This window comes from Alteromonas sp. I10 (assembly GCF_003201515.1).
In the GTDB taxonomy this organism is placed as follows: Bacteria; Pseudomonadota; Gammaproteobacteria; order Enterobacterales; family Alteromonadaceae; genus Alteromonas; species Alteromonas macleodii.
Genome location: NZ_QJJN01000001.1, coordinates 712,240 through 732,017, shown reverse-complemented (window position 1 = coordinate 732,017; position 19,778 = coordinate 712,240). Strand labels below are relative to the sequence as shown.

General features: G+C 44.6%; 18 protein-coding genes and 1 pseudogene. 7 read left to right on the top strand and 12 right to left on the bottom strand.

The features are described 5' to 3' along the window. Positions 1-17 precede the first annotated feature (17 nt). Together BZA03_RS03175 and ybaK are read left to right on the top strand one after the other, a co-directional pair. Entirely contained in the window at positions 18-2,420 is a 2,403-nt protein-coding gene (locus tag BZA03_RS03175; RefSeq protein WP_110287951.1) for a penicillin acylase family protein, read from the top strand. Then, complete coding sequence (ybaK, locus tag BZA03_RS03170) at positions 2,417-2,887, top strand: Cys-tRNA(Pro) deacylase (RefSeq protein WP_110287950.1); 471 nt, start codon at positions 2,417-2,419, stop codon at positions 2,885-2,887. The genes BZA03_RS03175 and ybaK overlap by 4 nt, the downstream gene beginning before the upstream one ends. A gap of 72 nt (positions 2,888-2,959) precedes the next feature. Here the strand turns inward: ybaK and BZA03_RS03165 are convergent, their stop codons facing one another. From BZA03_RS03165 to BZA03_RS20395, 10 genes and pseudogenes are all read right to left on the bottom strand, one after another. Next, complete coding sequence (locus tag BZA03_RS03165; protein WP_110287949.1) at positions 2,960-3,505, bottom strand: hypothetical protein; 546 nt, start codon at positions 3,503-3,505, stop codon at positions 2,960-2,962. Positions 3,506-3,619: 114 nt separating this feature from the next. Next, positions 3,620-3,919 carry an integration host factor subunit alpha gene (ihfA, locus tag BZA03_RS03160; RefSeq protein WP_014949129.1) on the bottom strand — a complete coding sequence of 100 codons (300 nt, stop codon included), beginning with the start codon at positions 3,917-3,919 and terminating at the stop codon, positions 3,620-3,622. Between the two features lie 3 nt (positions 3,920-3,922). Next, positions 3,923-6,310, bottom strand: a complete 2,388-nt coding sequence (pheT, locus tag BZA03_RS03155) for a phenylalanine--tRNA ligase subunit beta (RefSeq protein WP_110287948.1) — start codon at positions 6,308-6,310, stop codon at positions 3,923-3,925. 14 nt (positions 6,311-6,324) lie between these two features. Further along, complete coding sequence (gene pheS, locus BZA03_RS03150; RefSeq protein ID WP_012518127.1) at positions 6,325-7,305, bottom strand: phenylalanine--tRNA ligase subunit alpha; 981 nt, start codon at positions 7,303-7,305, stop codon at positions 6,325-6,327. Between the two features lie 234 nt (positions 7,306-7,539). Next, positions 7,540-8,767, bottom strand: a pseudogene (locus tag BZA03_RS03145) (IS3 family transposase). 110 nt (positions 8,768-8,877) lie between these two features. Further along, complete coding sequence (gene rplT, locus BZA03_RS03140; protein ID WP_012518092.1) at positions 8,878-9,234, bottom strand: 50S ribosomal protein L20; 357 nt, start codon at positions 9,232-9,234, stop codon at positions 8,878-8,880. A gap of 18 nt (positions 9,235-9,252) precedes the next feature. Continuing rightward, positions 9,253-9,450, bottom strand: coding sequence for a 50S ribosomal protein L35 (gene rpmI / locus BZA03_RS03135; RefSeq protein WP_012518091.1), 198 nt, complete (start codon positions 9,448-9,450; stop codon positions 9,253-9,255). 118 nt (positions 9,451-9,568) lie between these two features. Then, complete coding sequence (infC, locus tag BZA03_RS03130; RefSeq protein WP_071814473.1) at positions 9,569-10,108, bottom strand: translation initiation factor IF-3; 540 nt, start codon at positions 10,106-10,108, stop codon at positions 9,569-9,571. A gap of 111 nt (positions 10,109-10,219) precedes the next feature. Then, the gene (gene thrS / locus BZA03_RS03125; RefSeq protein WP_014976220.1) at positions 10,220-12,136 is read right to left on the bottom strand and encodes a threonine--tRNA ligase; all 1,917 of its coding nucleotides are present in this window, start codon (positions 12,134-12,136) and stop codon (positions 10,220-10,222) included. 237 nt (positions 12,137-12,373) lie between these two features. Next, positions 12,374-12,538: a hypothetical protein gene (locus BZA03_RS20395; RefSeq protein WP_158511553.1), complete on the bottom strand. Its 165-nt coding sequence runs from the start codon at positions 12,536-12,538 to the stop codon at positions 12,374-12,376. A 45-nt stretch (positions 12,539-12,583) separates the two neighbouring features. Between BZA03_RS20395 and BZA03_RS03115 the strand changes: the two genes are divergently transcribed. The 3 genes from BZA03_RS03115 (at position 12,584) to BZA03_RS03105 (ending at position 15,518) form a co-directional block, all read left to right on the top strand. Further along, positions 12,584-13,468 (top strand): fructosamine kinase family protein, encoded by an 885-nt coding sequence (locus tag BZA03_RS03115; protein ID WP_061485561.1) that lies wholly within the window; start codon positions 12,584-12,586, stop codon positions 13,466-13,468. 122 nt (positions 13,469-13,590) lie between these two features. Then, positions 13,591-14,340, top strand: a complete 750-nt coding sequence (locus BZA03_RS03110; protein ID WP_110287947.1) for a pteridine reductase — start codon at positions 13,591-13,593, stop codon at positions 14,338-14,340. Then, the gene (locus tag BZA03_RS03105; RefSeq protein WP_110287946.1) at positions 14,337-15,518 is read left to right on the top strand and encodes a DUF3080 family protein; all 1,182 of its coding nucleotides are present in this window, start codon (positions 14,337-14,339) and stop codon (positions 15,516-15,518) included. The genes BZA03_RS03110 and BZA03_RS03105 overlap by 4 nt, the downstream gene beginning before the upstream one ends. A gap of 153 nt (positions 15,519-15,671) precedes the next feature. Here the strand turns inward: BZA03_RS03105 and BZA03_RS03100 are convergent, their stop codons facing one another. Together BZA03_RS03100 and BZA03_RS03095 are read right to left on the bottom strand one after the other, a co-directional pair. Next, positions 15,672-16,922, bottom strand: a complete 1,251-nt coding sequence (locus tag BZA03_RS03100; protein WP_110287945.1) for a mechanosensitive ion channel family protein — start codon at positions 16,920-16,922, stop codon at positions 15,672-15,674. A gap of 47 nt (positions 16,923-16,969) precedes the next feature. Next, a complete protein-coding gene (locus BZA03_RS03095; RefSeq protein WP_014976215.1) occupies positions 16,970-17,596 on the bottom strand; it encodes a CPBP family intramembrane glutamic endopeptidase in 627 nt (208 codons plus the stop codon). Positions 17,597-18,022: 426 nt separating this feature from the next. Between BZA03_RS03095 and BZA03_RS03090 the strand changes: the two genes are divergently transcribed. Both BZA03_RS03090 and BZA03_RS03085 read left to right on the top strand, forming a co-directional pair. Further along, a complete protein-coding gene (locus BZA03_RS03090; protein WP_039227167.1) occupies positions 18,023-18,856 on the top strand; it encodes a MurR/RpiR family transcriptional regulator in 834 nt (277 codons plus the stop codon). Between the two features lie 200 nt (positions 18,857-19,056). Then, positions 19,057-19,620 carry a DUF924 family protein gene (locus BZA03_RS03085; RefSeq protein WP_110287944.1) on the top strand — a complete coding sequence of 188 codons (564 nt, stop codon included), beginning with the start codon at positions 19,057-19,059 and terminating at the stop codon, positions 19,618-19,620. The last annotated feature ends 158 nt before the right edge of the window (positions 19,621-19,778 follow it).

Genomic DNA, 19,778 nt, shown 5'->3' with positions numbered 1-19,778 from the left:
AATAGGGAGTTTTACACGTGATAAATTGGTTCAAGTGGTTGGTTTTAAGTGTTTTAGCACTGCTTTTTTTAACGGTACTGGGATTGTACATCTCGCTTCGTATGAGTTTGCCCGCACTTGACGGAAATAGCGCCACCTATCACGTAAACGCACCTACTGAGCTAAGCCGTGACGAACTAGGCCAAGCTGTTATTAAAGCCAACGATATTTTCGACGCAGCCTATGCACTGGGTTTTGCGCATGCTCAAGATCGCTTTTTTCAAATGGATTTACAGCGCCGCGCCGCATCGGGTAGTTTGTCACAGTGGGTGGGCGACATTGCCCTAGATATCGATAAGAAAGCCCGCTTTCATCAATTTGAGAAACGAGCAAAAGCCGTATTCGATAACCTTCCCTCAAAACAACAAGAACTACTTGTACGTTACGCCCACGGCGTAAATGACGCATTGTCTGAGTATACGCTGCCACCTTTTGAATACCTAGCTGCAGGCGTTGATATAAAACAATGGCGCCCCACCGACAGTATTCTTGTGATTTACAGTATGTATTTGGATTTACAAGGTAGCCAAGTAGAACTTGATTTAGCAAGAGAGGCACTGCTTTCAACATTTGGGAATGATGTATACAGCTTCATTACTCAGCCGAGTAATTATCAGGCAGCGCTTGATGCCAGCGAGATACCATTGCTTGAAGCACCTATTCCAGAGTACCCTGCATCGCTACGCCCAATTACTCACTCACCAGAAGATAGTAATGGCGAGAGCATTAAGCAAGAGCCTGAAGACGCGACTACTCAGTACTCAAACGATAACGACAATACTGCTATTGCCCGTGCACAATATAACGGTACTGAACTTCCTGATATTGGTAGCAATAACTGGGCGGTGACCGGGAGTCACACCACGACAAGCGCAGGCCTTTTAGCAAACGACATGCATTTAGGATTGCGGGTTCCCATCATCTGGTATCGCACCCAGCTAAACTATCAAGAATCGGGCGGCGATGTGCAAGTAACCGGGGTTTCCCTGCCGGGTATTCCTGGCATTGTTGTAGGCACCAACGGGCATATCGCTTGGGGTTTTACGAATGCAAATTTAGACAATGTAGATTGGGTTGAGCTAGGCGAATCGACGGCCACAAGTACGGTAACAGAGCGTATTCCTTTACCTGATGGTGAGCACACATTTGAGTTTGAAGTAAGCTCGTATGGGCCAGTGAAAGAACTCAATGGCAAGCGCTATGCACTTAATTGGGTAGCGCATCATCCGTTTGCTGCAAACTTGGGAATAATAAACTTCGGCAATGCAAAAAATGTCCAAGCAGCGATAAAGATGGGCCAACGCATTGCTATTCCCACGCAAAACCTCGTGATTGTTGATGAAAGCGGCAATGCGGCTTGGCTTCCTGGCGGCGCAGTTATGGAAAGGCAGCAGGCTTCATTCACTGCTATAAAAGAACAAGAAGCAGTAAACACACCACCAAAGCGCGCATCGAAGCTTCCCATGGTTTTAAACCCCGATATGGGAAGAATATGGACTGCAAATGCTAGAGTAATTTCGGCTGATGACTTCAAAGTCTGGGGCGACGGTGGTTACGCGCTAGGTGCTCGCGGACAACAAATAAGAGACCGTTTATTTGAAAAAGACACCTTTACTGAGACTGACTTTTACGCCATTCAGTTAGATAATCATGCCCGCTTTCTTATTCCTTGGCAGCACCTTTTGTATGGGCTGCTCAATATGCAAGACATTGAATTTAAACCCGACCTCGCTTACCTAAACACATGGGACGAATGCGCATGTGAAGATTCGGTTGGCTACACGTTAGTTAAGCACTTTAGGCAGGAAGTGGTACAAACCCTTTTTGGAGGCGTACTTTCAACGTTAGACCAACAAGGTGTAAACAGCCGTACACTCTTACGTGGCATTGAACCTGCTGTGTGGCAACTTATTCATAGTCAGCCTGACTCTTGGCTACCTAACGATACTGAAAGCTTCGACGAGCTACTTGTAGACGCTTACAGGCGCGCCAAACACAAGCTGTTAGACAAGTATTCACCAGTAGACGCTAATATGGAAACATTAGCCTGGGGCAAGGTGAACGCACTTTCTGTTAAACATCCATTTGCTGATCAAATTCCTCTAGTTGGTGATATGTTAAACATGCAACAAGTAGAAGGTTTTGGTGATACATACATGCCTGCTGTACAAGCACCTAGTTTTGGTGCCTCTGAGCGACTATTTGTCAGCCCTGGCCATTTAGAGGATGCCATTCTAACACTACCTGGCGGACAATCTGGCCACCCGCTTTCAGAATTTTACGCGTCTGGATTTAACGACTACGCAACGCACGCTGCTACACCGTTACTCCCCAATGAGCCCATATACAGCCGAACATTTTATAGAAAAGAGGTTAAATGACACCTGCAATCACACTACTTACCAAAAAACGTATCGCGCACACGGTATTAAAGTATGACCACGACGCAAATGCGGCGTCATACGGGCTAGAGGCGGTTGAAAAGCTTAACCTTAATGCGGATACCGTTTTTAAAACATTGGTAGTGAGTACAGATAATAACAAACTTGCCGTGGCCGTGGTCCCTGTAAACACCAAACTTAGCGAAAAGAAAATGGCTAAAGCGTTAGGTGTTAAAAAGGTAGAAATGGCGCAAGCAAACGCGGTAATGGTTGCAACAGGCTACGTATTAGGTGGAGTAAGTCCGTTGGGCCAGAAAAAGCGGTTAGCCAGCGTAATTCACAAAAGCGCTGAAGGCCTTGCCACTATGCACGTAAGCGCGGGAAAGCGAGGATTAGAAGTGGCGCTTTCTCCTGCCGATTTAGCTTTGCTAACAAGCGCCAAATTTGCGGATATTTCAGTAAATTAACTTATTACAACCCAATATATGGCTAGCTGCGTTAGCGAAAACTTACAATGCAGCTTTTGGTTATGCGACTGCCTAATTACCCGCCTGCGCTAACCACTGTTTGCGTGCTTCTTCAAGCGCGGCTTCGTCAGGCTGTTCGTTGCCCGAGATAGCTACAGCAATTTGTTGAATAATTGCGTCGCGTTTTTCAATCAACGCATCAGTGCGAGCAAACAAGTCTTTGGCTTCAGGATATTGCTCTTTAAGCACATCTACATCTTCTAGCGCATAATAACGTGCTTCAAATGCTTCGTTGTACAGCTGACGTTTAGCATTGAATACTACGTAGTCTTCGGCGGTTTCCGAGCTAAGATAATCCATATCTTCAGGTGACAAGTTAGCAGCCTGCCCTACTTCGCGGGCTTGTGACATCCACGCGTCTATCTCTTCTTCATTGCCGTTTTTAACAGCCTGCTTAACGCCTGCCTGCAAATCGCTTGCGTGCAGAATTTCCATTACCGTTATAAGTGGAACTTGCGCTGCATCTTGATCTCGTTTGTCTGCATCTAGCGACAAATAAGCAAACCATGAAAATGTAGCAGCAACAATAATAGCAAGAACGACAAGTGCTTTTTTCACACTTTCCTCCAAAGAAGTTGCATATGAAAACCAGTGCGACGGCACTGTATAAAAGAAGCAATACAAAAAGAGCGAGAGACCCCGCTCTTTTTCAGTATTGTAACGACCTAAAGATTATTGGTCGACAGGTGCAGAGTTTTCAACTCGGCTTTTCAATTTTTGACCCGGGCGGAATGTAACCACACGACGTGCTTTAATTGGAATGTCTTCACCGGTTTTTGGATTGCGGCCAGGACGTTCATTTTTATCACGCAGGTCAAAGTTGCCAAAACCTGACAGTTTTACTTGCTCACCAGATTCCAGAGCGCCTTTAATCTCTTCGAAAAAAAGCTCTACCAGATCCTTCGCATCACGCTTGTTAATGCCTAGTTTCTCGAATAGGTGTTCAGCCATCTCGGCTTTGGTCAATGCCATAGTTTACTCTCTTAACGCGGCCCCAAACTCAGATTCCAGACCTTTAACCACAGTATCTACAGCTTGCTGAATCTCAGCTTCTTCCAAGGTTTTATCCGGATCTTGTAAATGAAGTGACAAAGCAAGGCTCTTATAGCCAGGCTCAATTCCCTTGCCTTTGTACTCATCGAACAAGTTTAGAGCAACTAGTTGATTTACGCCAATATTTTCTATGTAAGAAAGAACATTCCCTACACGCACTTCATCTTTAACCGTAATAGCAATATCACGGCGATTCGATGGGAAGCGCGATACTGGTACGGCTGACGGTAACTTGCGATCAGTAATGGCATCTACCATTAGTTCGAACACAAATACACGGCCGTTAACACCAAGCAATTTAGTGAACTGCGGGTGTATAGCACCAATATAGCCAACTTCTTCATCATTAAGCAAAATTTTTGCCGTCATGCCAGGGTGTAACGCACTGTGTTGCCCTGTAACGAACTGGAACTCACCGGTTCTGCCTGTAAGTGCCAATAACGCCTCAACGTCGGCTTTTGCATCGAAGAAATCAACCGGGCTGTCGCCCAAGTCCCAATGTTCTTCATTACGACGCCCTGCTACTACACCACCAATTACTTGCTGTTGCAATACACCATTTGGCGCATCTTGTTGAGGAATAAAGCGTAATCCGGTTTCAAACATGCGAACACGTTGCTGCTGACGCTTCTGATTATAAGCAGTAGCACCTAGCAAACCCGGCCATAAACTTACACGCATTACCGACATATCAGATGAAATTGGGTGTGGTAACACCATACCCTTTACGTCTGGGAATAATGCGTTTTGGACTTTAGGATCAACGAACGAATAGGTAATTGCTTCATTGTAGCCACGGCTTAGAAGCAATGACTTCATAGTGTTTAGCGGCAGCTTGGCTTCTTGCGAAGGCAGCATTGCCAACGTCGCTTTTGGTGCCACGTTTGGAATGTTGTTGTAGCCGTATACACGCGCAATTTCTTCAATCAAATCTTCTTCAATTGAAATATCGAAACGATAGCTTGGCGCAACCGCTTCCCAGCCAGCTTCGGTTTGCGTTACGTCTAAACCAAGGCGGTTTAGCATTTCGGTTACTTTTGCATCGTCAATGCTAATGCCTAGTACGCGAGACAAACGTTCGCGACGAAGCGTAACCGTAGCCTGCTTGGGTAGCTTGTCTTCAGCCACTGTTTCAACAACAGGGCCAGCTTCACCACCGCAAATTTCTAGTACCAGTGCAGTAGCGCGCTCCATGGCTTTACGCTGAAGCTGTGGGTCTACACCACGCTCGTAACGGTGCGACGCATCGGTATGCAAACCGTACTGACGGGCACGGCCCATAATCGCATCACGGCTAAAGAAAGCACTTTCAAGTAAAATATCTTGGGTTTCGGTGGTAACACCAGAATGTAAGCCGCCGAAAATACCTGCCATAGCTAACGCTTTGTTGTCATCAGCGATAACTAAAGTATTGCTTTGTAACTTAGCTTCGGTTTCATCAAGTAGTGTAAGCGTTTCGCCTTCATTAGCCATACGCACGTTAATGTTGCCTTCAATGCTGGCAAGATTAAACGCGTGCATTGGCTGGCCAAGCTCTAACAATACAAAGTTAGTCACATCTACAATGGGGTCGATGCTGCGAATACCGCAGCGACGTAGCTTTTCAACTAACCATAGTGGTGACGCTGCTTTAACGTTAACGCCCTTGACCACACGGCCTAAATAACGCGGGCATGCGTCATCAGCGCTTAGCGTAATTGATAATTTATCTTCAATAGTTGCGTTTACCGCAGCTACTTCAGGCTCGCACACGTCAAGGTTATTAAGTACGCCAACTTCACGGGCAATGCCGCGAATACCCAAGCAGTCTGCACGGTTTGGTGTTAGGTCTACTTCGATTGCGTTGTCATCAAGACCAAGATAATCGCGAATGTCTGTGCCAATAGGTGCATCGGCTGGAAGCTCGATAATACCATCGTGGTCGTCGCTAATACCTAGCTCAGAGAAGCTACATAGCATACCGAATGACGGCTCGCCGCGAAGCTTTGCTTTCTTAATTTTAAAGTCGCCTGGCAATACAGCACCAACAACAGCAACTGCTACTTTAATGCCCTGACGGCAGTTAGGCGCACCGCAAACGATATCAAGTAGCTCATCGCCACCTACGTTTATTTTAGTTACGCGCAGTTTGTCGGCGTTCGGGTGCTGACCGCACTCAACGACTTCTCCTACTAGCACGCCTTTAAAATCGCCTGCTACTGGCTCAACGCCGTCTACTTCTAGGCCAGCCATGCTCAACTGTTCAGACAGCTCATGTGCCGACAGCGACGGGTTAACCCACTCTCTTAACCATTTTTCACTGAATTTCATGTGTACTCTCTGCCTTAGTTGAACTGCTTAAGGAAACGAAGATCGTTTTCAAAGAACGCGCGTAAGTCGTTAACACCGTAACGAAGCATTGTTAAACGCTCTACGCCCATACCAAAGGCAAAACCTGTGTACTCTTCTGGGTCGATACCTACCGCTTTAAGTACATTTGGGTGCACCATGCCGCAACCCAATACTTCAAGCCACTGACCGTTTTTACCCATAACGTCTACTTCAGCTGAAGGCTCAGTAAACGGGAAGTAAGACGGACGGAAGCGAATTTCTAGTGACTCTTCAAAGAAGTGATGTAAGAAGTCGTGCAAGATACCTTTAAGATCGGTAAAGCTGACATTCTTATCAACCATCAAACCTTCCACTTGGTGGAACATCGGCGTGTGTGTTTGGTCGTAGTCGTTACGATACACGCGGCCTGGCGAGATAATACGCAATGGTGGCTTTTCCGCTTCCATAGTACGAATTTGAACACCAGAGGTTTGCGTACGAAGCATCATGTCTGGGTTGAAATAAAAAGTATCATGGTCGGCACGCGCGGGGTGATTCGCAGGAATGTTCAGCGCGTCGAAGTTGTGAAAACCATCTTCAATTTCAGGGCCAGTTTTAACTGAAAAGCCAAGCTCGCCAAAGAAAGACTCAATGCGTGCAATCGTGCGGCTAACCGGGTGTAAGTTTCCTGGCTTTTCTGTGCGACCAGGCAAAGTTACATCTACTGCCTCTTCTGCTAGCTTCTTGTTAAGCTCTTCAGTGCGTAAAAACTCACCTTTAGCAGAAATAGCTTGCTGAATAACCTGTTTAGCTTGGTTAATCTTTTGGCCTGCGGCAGGACGTTCTTCGTTAGATAACTTTCCAAGCCCTTTAAGTAAGTCGGTAAGTTTACCTTTCTTACCCATGAATTCGACCCTAACTTGGTCTAATGTGGCTGCATCTTGTGCAGCGTCAATCTGGCTTTGTGCCTGATTGATAATAGCGTCAAGCTCCATGTTTTCCTCAATTTACATGATGACTGCATGGCCAAAGCATAGGAAGAATTATTCTGTGCGCTAAGGCTTGCCTGAAATAAAAGCAGTAGTTTACACGAGTGACTGATATAAGGGCTAGCCTAGATGGCTGATATTGACAAAATTTTCTAGTAAAAATAGATTTTTAAGGTGGGGATGTGCTCGCAATCCAATTTTGGGGAAATAGTGACCCGACCTAAGATAGGTTGACAGTTTTTAGGCCAGCTCTAGTAGCTGGCCTTTTCGATCGTGCACTTGGTTGGGAGTTTTCATACCAAACTAAGGTGCGGTCTCATTTCGTTGTAAATCTTGATTAATTCGGTAACGAGTATGTGTAATTCCTCTATTGTTTTACACCGATAGATTAAGAACTCTTGCTTGAGTATACCGTTTATTCGTTCTGCTAATGCATTTTGATAACAGTCGTAACCATCTGTCATTGACGGCTGGATCCCATTCGCATTCAACTCATTCTGGTAGATAGCTGAACAGTATTGTAGTCCTCTGTCTGAGTGGTGAACACTGTTACCTGCATATCGTTTATCTTTGACGGCCATCTTCAGTGCTTTGACTACATTTTCAGCCCTCATATCCAAGCTCAAGTGGTGCCCTACAATTTTACGCGTGCTAGAGTCTGTTACTAACGATAGATAGTGTACACCTTGGTCGGATTCGAGATAGGTGATATCGCTAACAAGCACATGCTCTGCATTATGCAGACCTTCTTCCTTAAGTAAATTTGGATGCTTTTTCATCCAATGTTTACTGAATGTAGTTTTGGTAAAGCTTTTCTTTGGCTTAACGAGTAGTCCCTCGCTCCTTAAGTAAGTAAAAAAGCCATCTCGACCTAGTTTAATCCCATGCTCAACCAACTTTGGTTTTATAAGTTTATAGAGCTTACGCGTCCCTATTTGCGGCATATACTTGCGCCAATAAAGTACCCAATCTTTAATTATCGATATCTCTGCTCTTCTACATTCCATGCGAGAAACAGCCTGGTAAACCGACTGTCTCGATATTCCCACAACCCGGCATGCTGCCGCCAAATTTATTTCTTTTCTTTTTTTGGCTTGCCAGACGTACCGGATAAGTACTTTTTTCTGAGACCCGCTCCATACTCGTTATCCATAATATCTACCATTCCATTAAGGATTTTATTACGGAGCTTTTCGTCAGCTAATTCTCTCTCGAGGCGTTTTATTTTTTCGGCTGGTGTTTCTTTTGAACTTGGCATAAGTGGATGCTGAAATGGTTTCGACCAGTCGAGTCTACCATGCTTTCTGAGCCAAACTAATACCGTCGACCTTCCTTGTATTCCGAAGTGAGCTTGTCCCTGTTTATAAGTGAATTCGCCTTTTTCTACACGCTCAACCACACCCAATTTAAAAGCTAATGTGTAGTCACGCTGTGTGCGCTTAGGTCTTTGATTACTTGAAGTTGTCATAAAGAAATCCTCTTTATGTCAACGTATTTTAGGACGGGACATAGAAACGAAAAAAGGCGAGCATCCTGCTCGCCTTTTTCCGAAAGAACTTAAACTTAATTAGTTAATAATTAAGCTAATGCGCCTTTAGCCGCTTCGACTAGTGCGCTGAAAGCTGCTTTGTCATGTACTGCGATGTCGGCAAGGATCTTACGATCGATTTCAACAGACGCTTTCTTCAAACCGTTAATGAAACGGCTGTATGACATACCATTTTGACGAGCAGCAGCGTTAATACGTGCAATCCATAGTTGACGGAATTGACGCTTGCGCTGACGACGGTCACGGTAAGCATATTGACCAGCTTTAGTTACAGCTTGTACCGCTACGCGATATACACGTGAACGTGCGCCGTAATAACCTTTTGCCTGCTTGAGGACTTTTTTGTGACGAGCACGTGCGATAGTGCCGCGTTTTACTCTAGCCATTAATCAGTCTCCTAAGTCTTATACGTAAGGCAACATGCGCTGAACCAATTTGGTATCAGAGTCATGAACCAGTTTTTTGCCACGAAGGTGACGTTTACGCTTAGAGCTCTTCTTAGTCAGAATGTGACGTAAGTGAGACTGTTTGCTTTTAAAGCGGCCAGAACCCGTTTTCTTAAAACGTTTGGCGGCACCGCTTACAGTTTTCATTTTAGGCATTGCTAAAACTCCGCATTGTTTAATATCGGTATTTTTCGTGTTGCAGTCACTTCATACCGGTTAATGTTTAGCAGCAAGGTGTTTAAGGGTGCAGATTCCTTAAAACTTTAGACCGTTACTACTTCTTATTTGGGGCTAGCACCATGATCATCTGACGGCCTTCCACACGACGTGGGAAAGACTCGCATGTAGCGATATCTTCTAAATCGGTTTTAACACGGTTTAGTAGATCGATACCGATGTCTTGGTGCGCCATTTCACGACCGCGGAAGCGGATCGTAACTTTGGCTTTATCACCACCTTCAAGAAAGCGACGCAGGTTGCGCAGTTTGACCTGGTAATCGCCTTCATCAGTGCCAGGGCGAAATTTAATCTCCTTGACCTGAATTTGCTTCTGTTTTTTCTTCTGCTCTTTTTGAGCTTTACTTTTTTCGAAGAGGAATTTGCCATAGTCCATAACTTTACAGACTGGCGGCTCGGCATTCGGACTGATTTCTACTAGATCTAGGCCCGCTTCTTCTGCGTTACGAGTAGCTTCTGCTAAAGAAACCACACCAACCTGTTCACCGTCTTTGCCAATTAATCTTACTTCTCTGGCTTTAATCTCATCGTTAATGCGGGCTTTGTCGCCCTGAGCCTTGTTGTTAGCGCCTTTAATGTGCTATTCCTCCAAACATTTAATTCTTTTGTCTGCTTTTGGGAGGTCGGTTGACCCAAAGTAAAACCAAAAGCAGACACCTTAATTGTGTATTATACACAATTTGCTCAACTACTTAATCGTCTTTTCAACAACTTCTTGTTGAGCCATGGCAATAAAGTCTTCCAGGCGCATTTTGCCTAGGTCGTCACCGCGACGAGAGCGCACTGCTACTTCGCCCGCTTCCATTTCTTTATCGCCCACAACTAGCATATACGGAATACGCTTCAAAGTGTGCTCGCGGATTTTAAAGCCGATCTTCTCATTTCGCAAGTCAGACTTTGCTCTAAAACCTAATTCTTGCAGTTTTTTTACACAATCTGAGGCATATTCAGCTTGTTTGTCGGTAATATTCATTACCACAACCTGCTGAGGTGCCAACCAGAGTGGGAAGAAACCTGCAAATTCTTCGGTCAAAATTCCAATGAAGCGTTCTAGTGAACCTAAAATAGCGCGGTGAATCATAACCGGCACTTTGCGTTCGCCATCTTCTGCTACATAAGTAGAGCCCAAGCGACCTGGCATTGAGAAATCTAGCTGTACGGTTCCGCACTGCCACGCACGGTCTAAGCAATCGTGCAGTGTAAACTCAATTTTCGGCCCGTAGAACGCACCTTCTCCAGGCTGATAATCGAACTCGATGTCATTGGCTTTAAGTGCATCTGCAAGCGCAGCTTCTGATTTGTCCCAAATCTCGTCAGCACCTACGCGCTTTTCTGGGCGAGTAGACAGCTTAACTTTGATATTTTCGAAACCAAACGCAGCGTATGTCTCGTACACCATCTTAATACAGCCACTCACCTCTTCTAGGATCTGTTCTTCAGTACAGAAAATGTGAGCATCGTCTTGCGTAAAGCCACGAACTCGCATTAAGCCGTGTAGTGCGCCCGATGGTTCATTACGGTGACAGCAGCCAAACTCAGCCATACGAAGAGGCAGGTCGCGGTACGATTTCAAACCTTGGTTGAAAATTTGTACGTGGCCTGGGCAGTTCATTGGCTTAACGGCATATTCACGCTTTTCAGATTCAGTCGTAAACATGTTTTCAGCGTACTTGTCCCAGTGACCTGATTTTTCCCAAAGCGAGCGGTCCATCATTAATGGGCCTTTAACTTCGTCATAATCGTATTCACGAAGCTTCTTACGCACATAGCTTTCTAGCTCGGTGTAAATTGACCAACCGTCGTTGTGCCAAAACACCATACCCGGCGCTTCTTCTTGCCAATGGAAAAGGTTAAGTGCTTTACCAATTTTACGGTGGTCGCGCTTTTCAGCTTCTTCTAAGCGCTGTAGGTAAGATTTAAGCTGCTTCTTATCTGCCCACGCAGTACCGTAAATACGCTGAAGCATTTTGTTGTCGCTATCGCCACGCCAGTAAGCACCTGCCACTTTCATCAGTTTGAAGTGATGGCAGAACTTCATATTTGGCACGTGAGGGCCACGACACATATCTGTGTATTCTTCGTGGTGATACAGCGCTGGGCGGTCGTCCTTGCTGATGTTCTCATCAAGAATTTCCATCTTGTAGCTTTCACCGCGCGCTTCAAATGCATCGCGTGCTTCTTGCCAGCTAACTTTGTTCTTAACCACGTCGTAATTGGTTTTAGCCAGTTCAAGCATACGCTTTTCTAGTTTGGCTAAATCTTCCTGGGTTAGGCTTTCTTCCATATCAACATCGTAGTAGAAACCGTTGTCGATAACAGGGCCGATAGCCATTTTGGTGTTAGGCCAAAGTTGTTTGATAGCGTGACCTAACAAGTGCGCGCAACTGTGACGAAGAATTTCTAAACCTTCATCGTCTTTTGCAGTAATAATTTGAAGTTGTGCGTCCGCGTCAATCATATCAACGGCGTCAACTAACTCACCGTTTACTTTTCCTGCAATGGTTGCTTTGGCTAAACCAGGGCCAATATCATTTGCAACATCTAGTACAGAAACAGCGTTATCGAAAGCGCGTTGGCTTCCATCAGGAAGGGTAATTACAGGCATTTTAATTCCTTTACAGTGGTGACGCCTACTCTGCGCCACATGCATATTTTTGAAAATTTAATCGTGCTTTATAGCACTCGAAACTTGCTTTATTTGAAGCGACTAAAGTACAGCATAAAAATACAGCGCATTGGTACTGCAAAACTGTATACGCGTCGAACTTACTGAGTTTTCTCAGTATTAAAGCAAGTTGTGGATTATAACCAGTGTAGGGGCAACTTCAATATCGAAAAGCCTTTATTGGCTAATTTGTGAAGGTTTGATTTCGTTTAGGAAGATTTTGAGTAGGAATTTATGCATTTCACCGTTTTTATCCCATACTTTAGTGTAAGGCGATAAAGGTTGCTGGACTGGCTCTTCGCTGGTGTTCTCGTGTGCCTTAGGAAAGTAGTCACTCAACACTCCAATCGCCTTGAAAAAAGCATTAAAACAAGCAGAGCGTGCAATATGTGGCATTTTATCAGCGAGCATATTTCAGATGAAACCCAGCAGTTTTTTAGCTGCCAAAAAGCCGAACGAGTAAGTGGCGGAGATACACACGAAAGTTACATCATAAAAGATACGACCCATCGTTACTTTGTTAAAACCCGCAAATATGATGATACTCAGCAATTATCTCATGAAGCCGAAGGACTAGCGGCCATCGCTAACACGCAAACCATTGCTACCCCGCGAGTCATTTGCCATGGAATTACAGCCAATGAAACGCCTAATATGGAATATTTGGTACTTTCTCACGTTCGATTTATTGAACCTACTGATAATGACTATTTCATTTTAGGGCAGCAACTCGCTGCACTTCATGCGGTTAACGCCTACACAAGCTATGGATGGCCGCATGACAATTACATTGGTGCCAGTGTACAAACCAATGGAAGAATGGCGTCTTGGGCTGACTTTTTTGCAGAAAAACGGATTGGTAGCATGCTAGAACGCTTGGCATCAATTGGTACATGGAAAAGCGGAGATGGCAATATAGACGATATTGTTACTCGAGTAAGACATCTCTTGAGCTTACATCAACCCCACCCTTCACTACTTCATGGCGATTTGTGGGCAGGCAATGCAGGCTTTAGTAAAAAAGGACCGGTGTTATTTGACCCCGCTGTGTATGTTGGCGATGCGGAAACCGACCTTGCCATGGCCGAATTGTTTGGTGGTTTTCCCCAATCATTCTTTGAGGGTTACCATCAACACACCCCAATTGAAAAAAATTACCCATTAAGAAAACCAATTTACCAGCTTTACCATATTTTAAATCACGGGTTATTATTCGGCGCGCATTACATTACGCAAGCCAAACAAATAATAGATGACATTTACACGCATTGATGTGACAAACAAATTCGCTTGCATTTGTTGCCCATCAGCCGTATTACCTGCGGATGAAGAAAGAAAGCACCGCAAACTGTAAATAGATATAAGTCGATATAAAATAGAGAGTAGCTTTTATTATGACAAACTCAGGCCCTGTAGCACTCATTACCGGGGCAGCAAAGCGAATTGGCGCCGCCATGGCGTGTCAGCTTCATAGCGAAGGCTATCGCGTTATTATCCATTATGGGCATTCTAAAGACGAGGCACTTGCACTGGCTGAAAAGCTAAATAGTCAGCGGGAGGACTCTGCTACCTGTCTTCAAGCCAACCTTTGTAATTCAGACGAAGTAAGTGCACTTGGGCAGCGAGCATTAGGCATTTGGGGTCAGATAAACGTTTTAGTAAATAATGCTTCTAGTTTTTACCCCACTCCGGTGGGCGAAATTTCAGAAGACGACTGGATATCTCTGATAGGCAGTAACGTGAAGGGGCCATTGTTTTTGTCACAAGCATTGGCACCAGCATTAGCGGTAAGTAAAGGCTGCATTATCAATATGGTCGACATGCATATCGACCGCCCACTCCCCAAACACAGTGTTTACCTCATTGCTAAATCCGGTCTTGCCTCACTAACCCAATCGTTAGCTATAGACTTAGCCCCCAACGTTCGCGTAAATGGTATTGCGCCAGGGGCAATTTTGTGGCCAGAACGGGAAATGGACGAGGACGAAAAAGACAAACTGATATCGAGTATTCCACTGGGTGAACTAGGTACACCAAATGACATTGCTAAAACATTGTCGTTCTTGGCATCGGCCCCTTACATCACTGGACAAATCATTTATGTCGATGGCGGGCGCGGACTTCATACTGGTGCCTCCGCGTGAATATTTCCCTAGTAAAACCATGGCACCCAAAAGTTTCGCAACTAAGAAACGCTTGCCGCGCTGGTGCCATCAGCGTTGCCATGTTTGCTTTGCTAGGCTGTTTTGGCGGAAGTACCGTAAAGCAAAGCATTGACGATTACGCCGCACGACTCTCGCGTGTACTCGATACGCCCCTCCCCGATTCGTTTAACGATAAGATTACCACCCCGCTTCCCAAACTTGCAGACTCCGCCACGCTTAAACACACTATTGAGGGCGTGAGTATAAACCTGCGTGAGTTTTATGCGCTGCAAGATTGTGAGTTAGGCACAGTGGTTGCCGAACGCAATACGTCGCTAGGAAAAAGTCAGCTGCCATCACAGCGGCTTGTTTATGAGAGCAAGCTGCTTAATGTACTCAACAGCTGTGAAGCAGCGCTCACGAAAGAAAACGAGTCTAACCAGAGAAACGCGGCACTGGCAGCAACCATCGCATCGTGGCGTGAACAAAAGATACAAGACTACAGTAAAACGTGGGCAAACCTAGTCCAAGGGAGCCAAGAATTGCGTCTGGCGCTTAATACACCTGAACGTCTTTTCTCAGTTGAAAATAATAGAGATGCACTTTCTAGCGTAAACGCGCTTTATTACATCAACAGCTTAAGTAACAAAGAATTGCTCTTGAGCGATATGTATTCTTCCAATACAGCATCGAGCGATACAGAAACAGAGGCTACGAATGAAAATAATAGTGATCGTATTATTGAGAGCAGCGAGCTTGAACAACAGCTAAAAATTATACGTTCAGCCAGGTTACCCGCTACACTTTGGCATACACAACAAACCTTAACGCAAAACCTCTCATTGCTTACGGATATGCTTGAAACCGAGCTTGATGCTGTAAGCTGCCCAGAAGGCCGCGCTAGCGACAAAGCAAAAATATTGCGTAATGTATTCTATCTTTTTTTTATTGAGGAAATACAACCTGTAGGAAGTTTGGTAAATCAATACCATTACAAACTAGCGCCATTATGGGAAGACTGGCTTGCGCAGCCGTCGCTTCACGAGGAATTCAAACGCTACATCAGGCAACAGTCACAAGACGGATTCAACCAATACAGCAGCGCCATGAAAGCGCATGTCAACTTATGGCAAGGATTCCTTGGTAGATGTAATCTATCGCCCGTCGCGCCTGTTTAATAGCGCGACGAGAAAATCCATAAGCCCAGCTTTTGCTGAACAACTCCTCACCTCTGGCCAGCTTTGCTGCAGCACGTTCAATATGTTCGTTTCCCTTCTAGATTTGAAAAAAGGGCAAATTACACATTTCAATAATCCTTCACATAACAAATGTTAAAGAATATTTGCTCCTGCTTCCGGATCTCTCGAATTCCGAGCCTGCTCTCGTATCTCATGGGCTTCGGAAGACACATCATCATTAATTTTCGAGTCTTGTGGGCGCGTATTTCCAGCCCCTTTAGCACTTGACCTTTCGTTTCTATTTTCTGTGGCTCCACTATTCTTTTCGCTATCCAAGCTTTTTACGTTCTTTTGCCCTGTAGTTATTTCACTTAACTCATTTGCTTCATTTTCAGAAGGACGAGCGCTTGAAGCGTCTTTCTCGGAAGCGTGGTAAATATGCATACCCTCAGGGAAAATGCGCTCTCTCGCGTCATCAGGCATACTGATATTCGCCTCTAAGAAGGCTTGTGTGATTTTACGCATCAGCACCGATGCCATTTTTAGTACACTCGTTTTCTCTACATCCACCCAAAAATAAACCTTGATGTTGTAGGTCGAGGGGCCTAATTCGTCGATAAGAATTTGCGGTTCAGGGTCGGTTAACACGTTGTCTTGTGCTGACGTAATTTCTTGCGCCATCTGCTGTGCGTGTTGTATATCAGCATCGTAACCCACGCCAATAACAAACTGCCCACGCATTAGCGGGTTGGCCGTAAGGTTTTTGATTACCCCTTTGTAAATAGTTGCGTTAGGTATTTGAATATGGTTGCCGTCAAAATCCACCAGTGTAGTCGCACGTGCCGTAACTTTCTGAATGATGCCGGTGAAATCGTTGATTTGTACGATATCCCCTATTCTAAAGGGGCGTTGAATAGTAAGCAGTAGGCTTGAAATAAAGTTCTCGGCGATGTCACGAAAGGCGAAACCAAGAATAAGCCCTACCACACCTGTACCACTCACCACCGCGATTGCAAACCCAGTGAGCCCAGCTAAGAACAAAAATAGATAAATACCGAGTAAAATTAAGACTAAACTGACACTTCTTTGAATGACTGAGCGCAGCAGTGGAGATGTGGTCGTACGGGTTAACGGTTTAACTAAAACCTTGGCAATATGTGGCGCTAAAAGGATAAACGCCGCCATGATAACTAAACCCAGCGCCAACCCCGGTAAACGATAAACAAAGTTCTCCCAAAGCTGAGAGAGTAGCGACTGTGCACTTGATAAACTGCTTATTGCGCCACCTTCGTCACTTTGTTGAAGCAAAGTTTGTATAAAAGGTTCGCTGTCGGTTTGCGAGAAAGAAAGCCCCGCTCGATTATTTAAAATAGAGGGTTGTAATATTTGTTGCGCACTGAACATCACCTCACTCCTTGGCGTTCATGTGTTTCGGTTTTTAATATAAATAACTACGACGCGATAACTAAATAAGATCCCAGCCCGATGGTAAATAAAAAACTGCCCCATATAGCGTGTTCTATAACCACCACGGGCGTCGAGTTAGTTTGCATATACCTATAACCGAAAATGCCACCGCCAATCCAAGAAATGACTACAGCAATCCAGTTACCGTACACTAAGTGGGCTAAACCAAATAAAAAAGTACTTAAGGCCCACCTTGCATATTTCGAAGGCAGTATTCGCTTGTAACGGTGAAAAAAGTACGTTCGAAAAATGATCTCTTGCGGGATGACCGACACTAACGGATAAATCAATAATGTAGCTACCCACATCCATGGCTGGTTCATAGGCCAATGTAGGAACAATTCCGGTTTAAAAAAGTAAACTACCAGCGCCAGTAAGCTCGCCCAAGGCAAAAATAACCGTAGCGTACTTTTTAAATGCGTTCGATAGTCTTCCCAATGCCACAATTTAATGCGTTTAAATTGCTTATCTGCTAACAAGATAGCTAAGCAACAAAGTCCCATAACACCTAAAATAGGCATGAGATAATTTGCAAAATGCTTTATCCAGTAGAGAACGGCAAAGGGAATCACCACAAAGAGCAAGATCAATTCAGACCACAGCTTTGCCACAACTCACCTCTTTCTCTCGATCATGCTAGGTTCGCTGGTCGATTCCCCAAACGTTTTTACTAACTAGAATCGATGCTAAACCAACAAGATAATTACCAACCGATGACACTTTTGTGAATTTTTACGGTTTATGTCTATGAAAGTGTAGTGCCAACTTGCAAAGCATGAGTGATTAATTAAGTGCTACTTTAGCCCTATGCTTTACTGCGCATTCGTAACTCTCTATATAGATAAGGTTTTTTAAGAGCAGTCGAAACTTGTAAGCGTTTTTTAGTAATGAGCAACAACGCTTATTATAGTGATCTACTTCAATAATCGGCTTCGAAAAACCTATTTTGAAGTACGTGAACGCGTTGAATTCAGGTAGTGTTTGTATATCGCACAAAAGTCGTGAAATAATTGCATAAGATGTATAAGGCGATACCAATGACAAAAAATAGCCCTAGCGACGTTTTACAGCAAATTGAAAACCACTATGCCTCTTTGTCCCCTTCGGGCAAGGCTATTGCGCATTATATTCAGCAGAATCCTATCGCAGTATTAAGTCAATCTACGTCTTTAATTGCAGAAAAAACGGGGACGTCAAAGGCCACAGTCAGTCGCTTCTTTCGCCAGCTGGGTTTTGACTCGCATCAGCAAGCTAAAGAGGCGCTTGTTCAGCTACGTGAGCAAGGCGTGCCTGTTGTAAGCCCTTCAAGTGGCGTACTTCAGCATGAAAATGATAGTAAGAATTTGGCCAATACATTTGAAAGCACTTCCTCAGAGGCGTTGACAGATATTGCTAAATTGCTGGCATCAGCAGGCCAGGTCACCTTGATTGGTTTTAGAAACGCCTACCCCATTGCACTTCATTTTAGGCAGCAGCTCAAACAAATTCGTGCGTCGGTCCGGGTGCTTCCCCAGCCCGGTCAAACACTTAGTGAAGATATTATCGACCTAACCGAAAATGATCTTGTCGTACTTTTTGGTTTTCGTCGTAGAACCCGACAATTCAAGTTTGTTTTAAATAGCATTAAACACTGTAAAACCGTATTAATTACCGATCCAACGGGCCAAGGATATCGTCACGATGTCGACCACCTGCTGGTTACCCACATTGGCAGTGACTCGCCTTTTGATAGTTACGCGGCTCCAATGAGCCTGGTTGCATCACTGTGTAACCTTACCTACGAAGTATTAGGAAGCCAGGCCGCAGACCGCGTCGACGCTATTACTGACATCTACATTCAAATGGATGAACTAGAAAGTCCAAAGCGTTAACCCTTCCCACGGAACACTTTTTAAGCAATACTATAAAGAGAGCGGATAGCAGAGAATTGTTATTTTGCAAGCGTAAAGGGAACTAAAGCGCTTAAAAATGGGTATAAGTATTAATTCACAACGCTTATTTTGGGTTTTAATGCATAAAAACGTACCTGTTAATTTAATTTCACTGCTAAAAGCGTGTGGTTGGAGTTGATATGGATAAAACGCAAGTAGTCATGGAAGAAGCTAACGGTGTGCTAGACTTTTGGTTTGGAGAACTCTCCCCAGAGCAATGGTTTAAGGAAGATGCAGCACTAGATAAAACGATCACTTCGCGATTTTCAAAATTGCGCGCAGCAGCCATAAAGGGCGAGTTGTGGCCTTGGCGAGCGACGGCTACCGGTCGTCTTGCCGAAATAATTCTTCTCGATCAATTCTCGCGAAATATTCATCGCAATGACAAAGATGCATTCAGTGCAGACAGCATGGCTTTGGTTCTTGCGCAAGAAGCGGTAAGTGTTGAAGCCGATAAGGTACTTACACCGCAGCAGCGCGCGTTTCTGTATATGCCGTTTATGCATAGTGAATCACTCGCAATCCACGACGTCGCATTGGAACTATTTTCACAAGAAGGCCTTGAAAGAGAATTCACCTTTGAAAAGCGCCATCAACAGATAATTGAAATGTTTGGCCGCTACCCTCACCGCAACCGAATTTTAGGGCGCGAGTCGACACCAGAAGAAGTTGCATACCTGAAGCAAAACCCCCAAGGTTTCTAGCAACTTATCTAGTTTTTTAACGATTTACTCAGCGCTTTACCAATTATGTAACTCACAGAGAATAACGTACTTACTAAAGTGTCCAGTGAAGTAACGTTCGTTTCTCTTGACTTTTTAATGAAACAGTTGTTTCATTAATCTAAAGACGAATAAAGAAA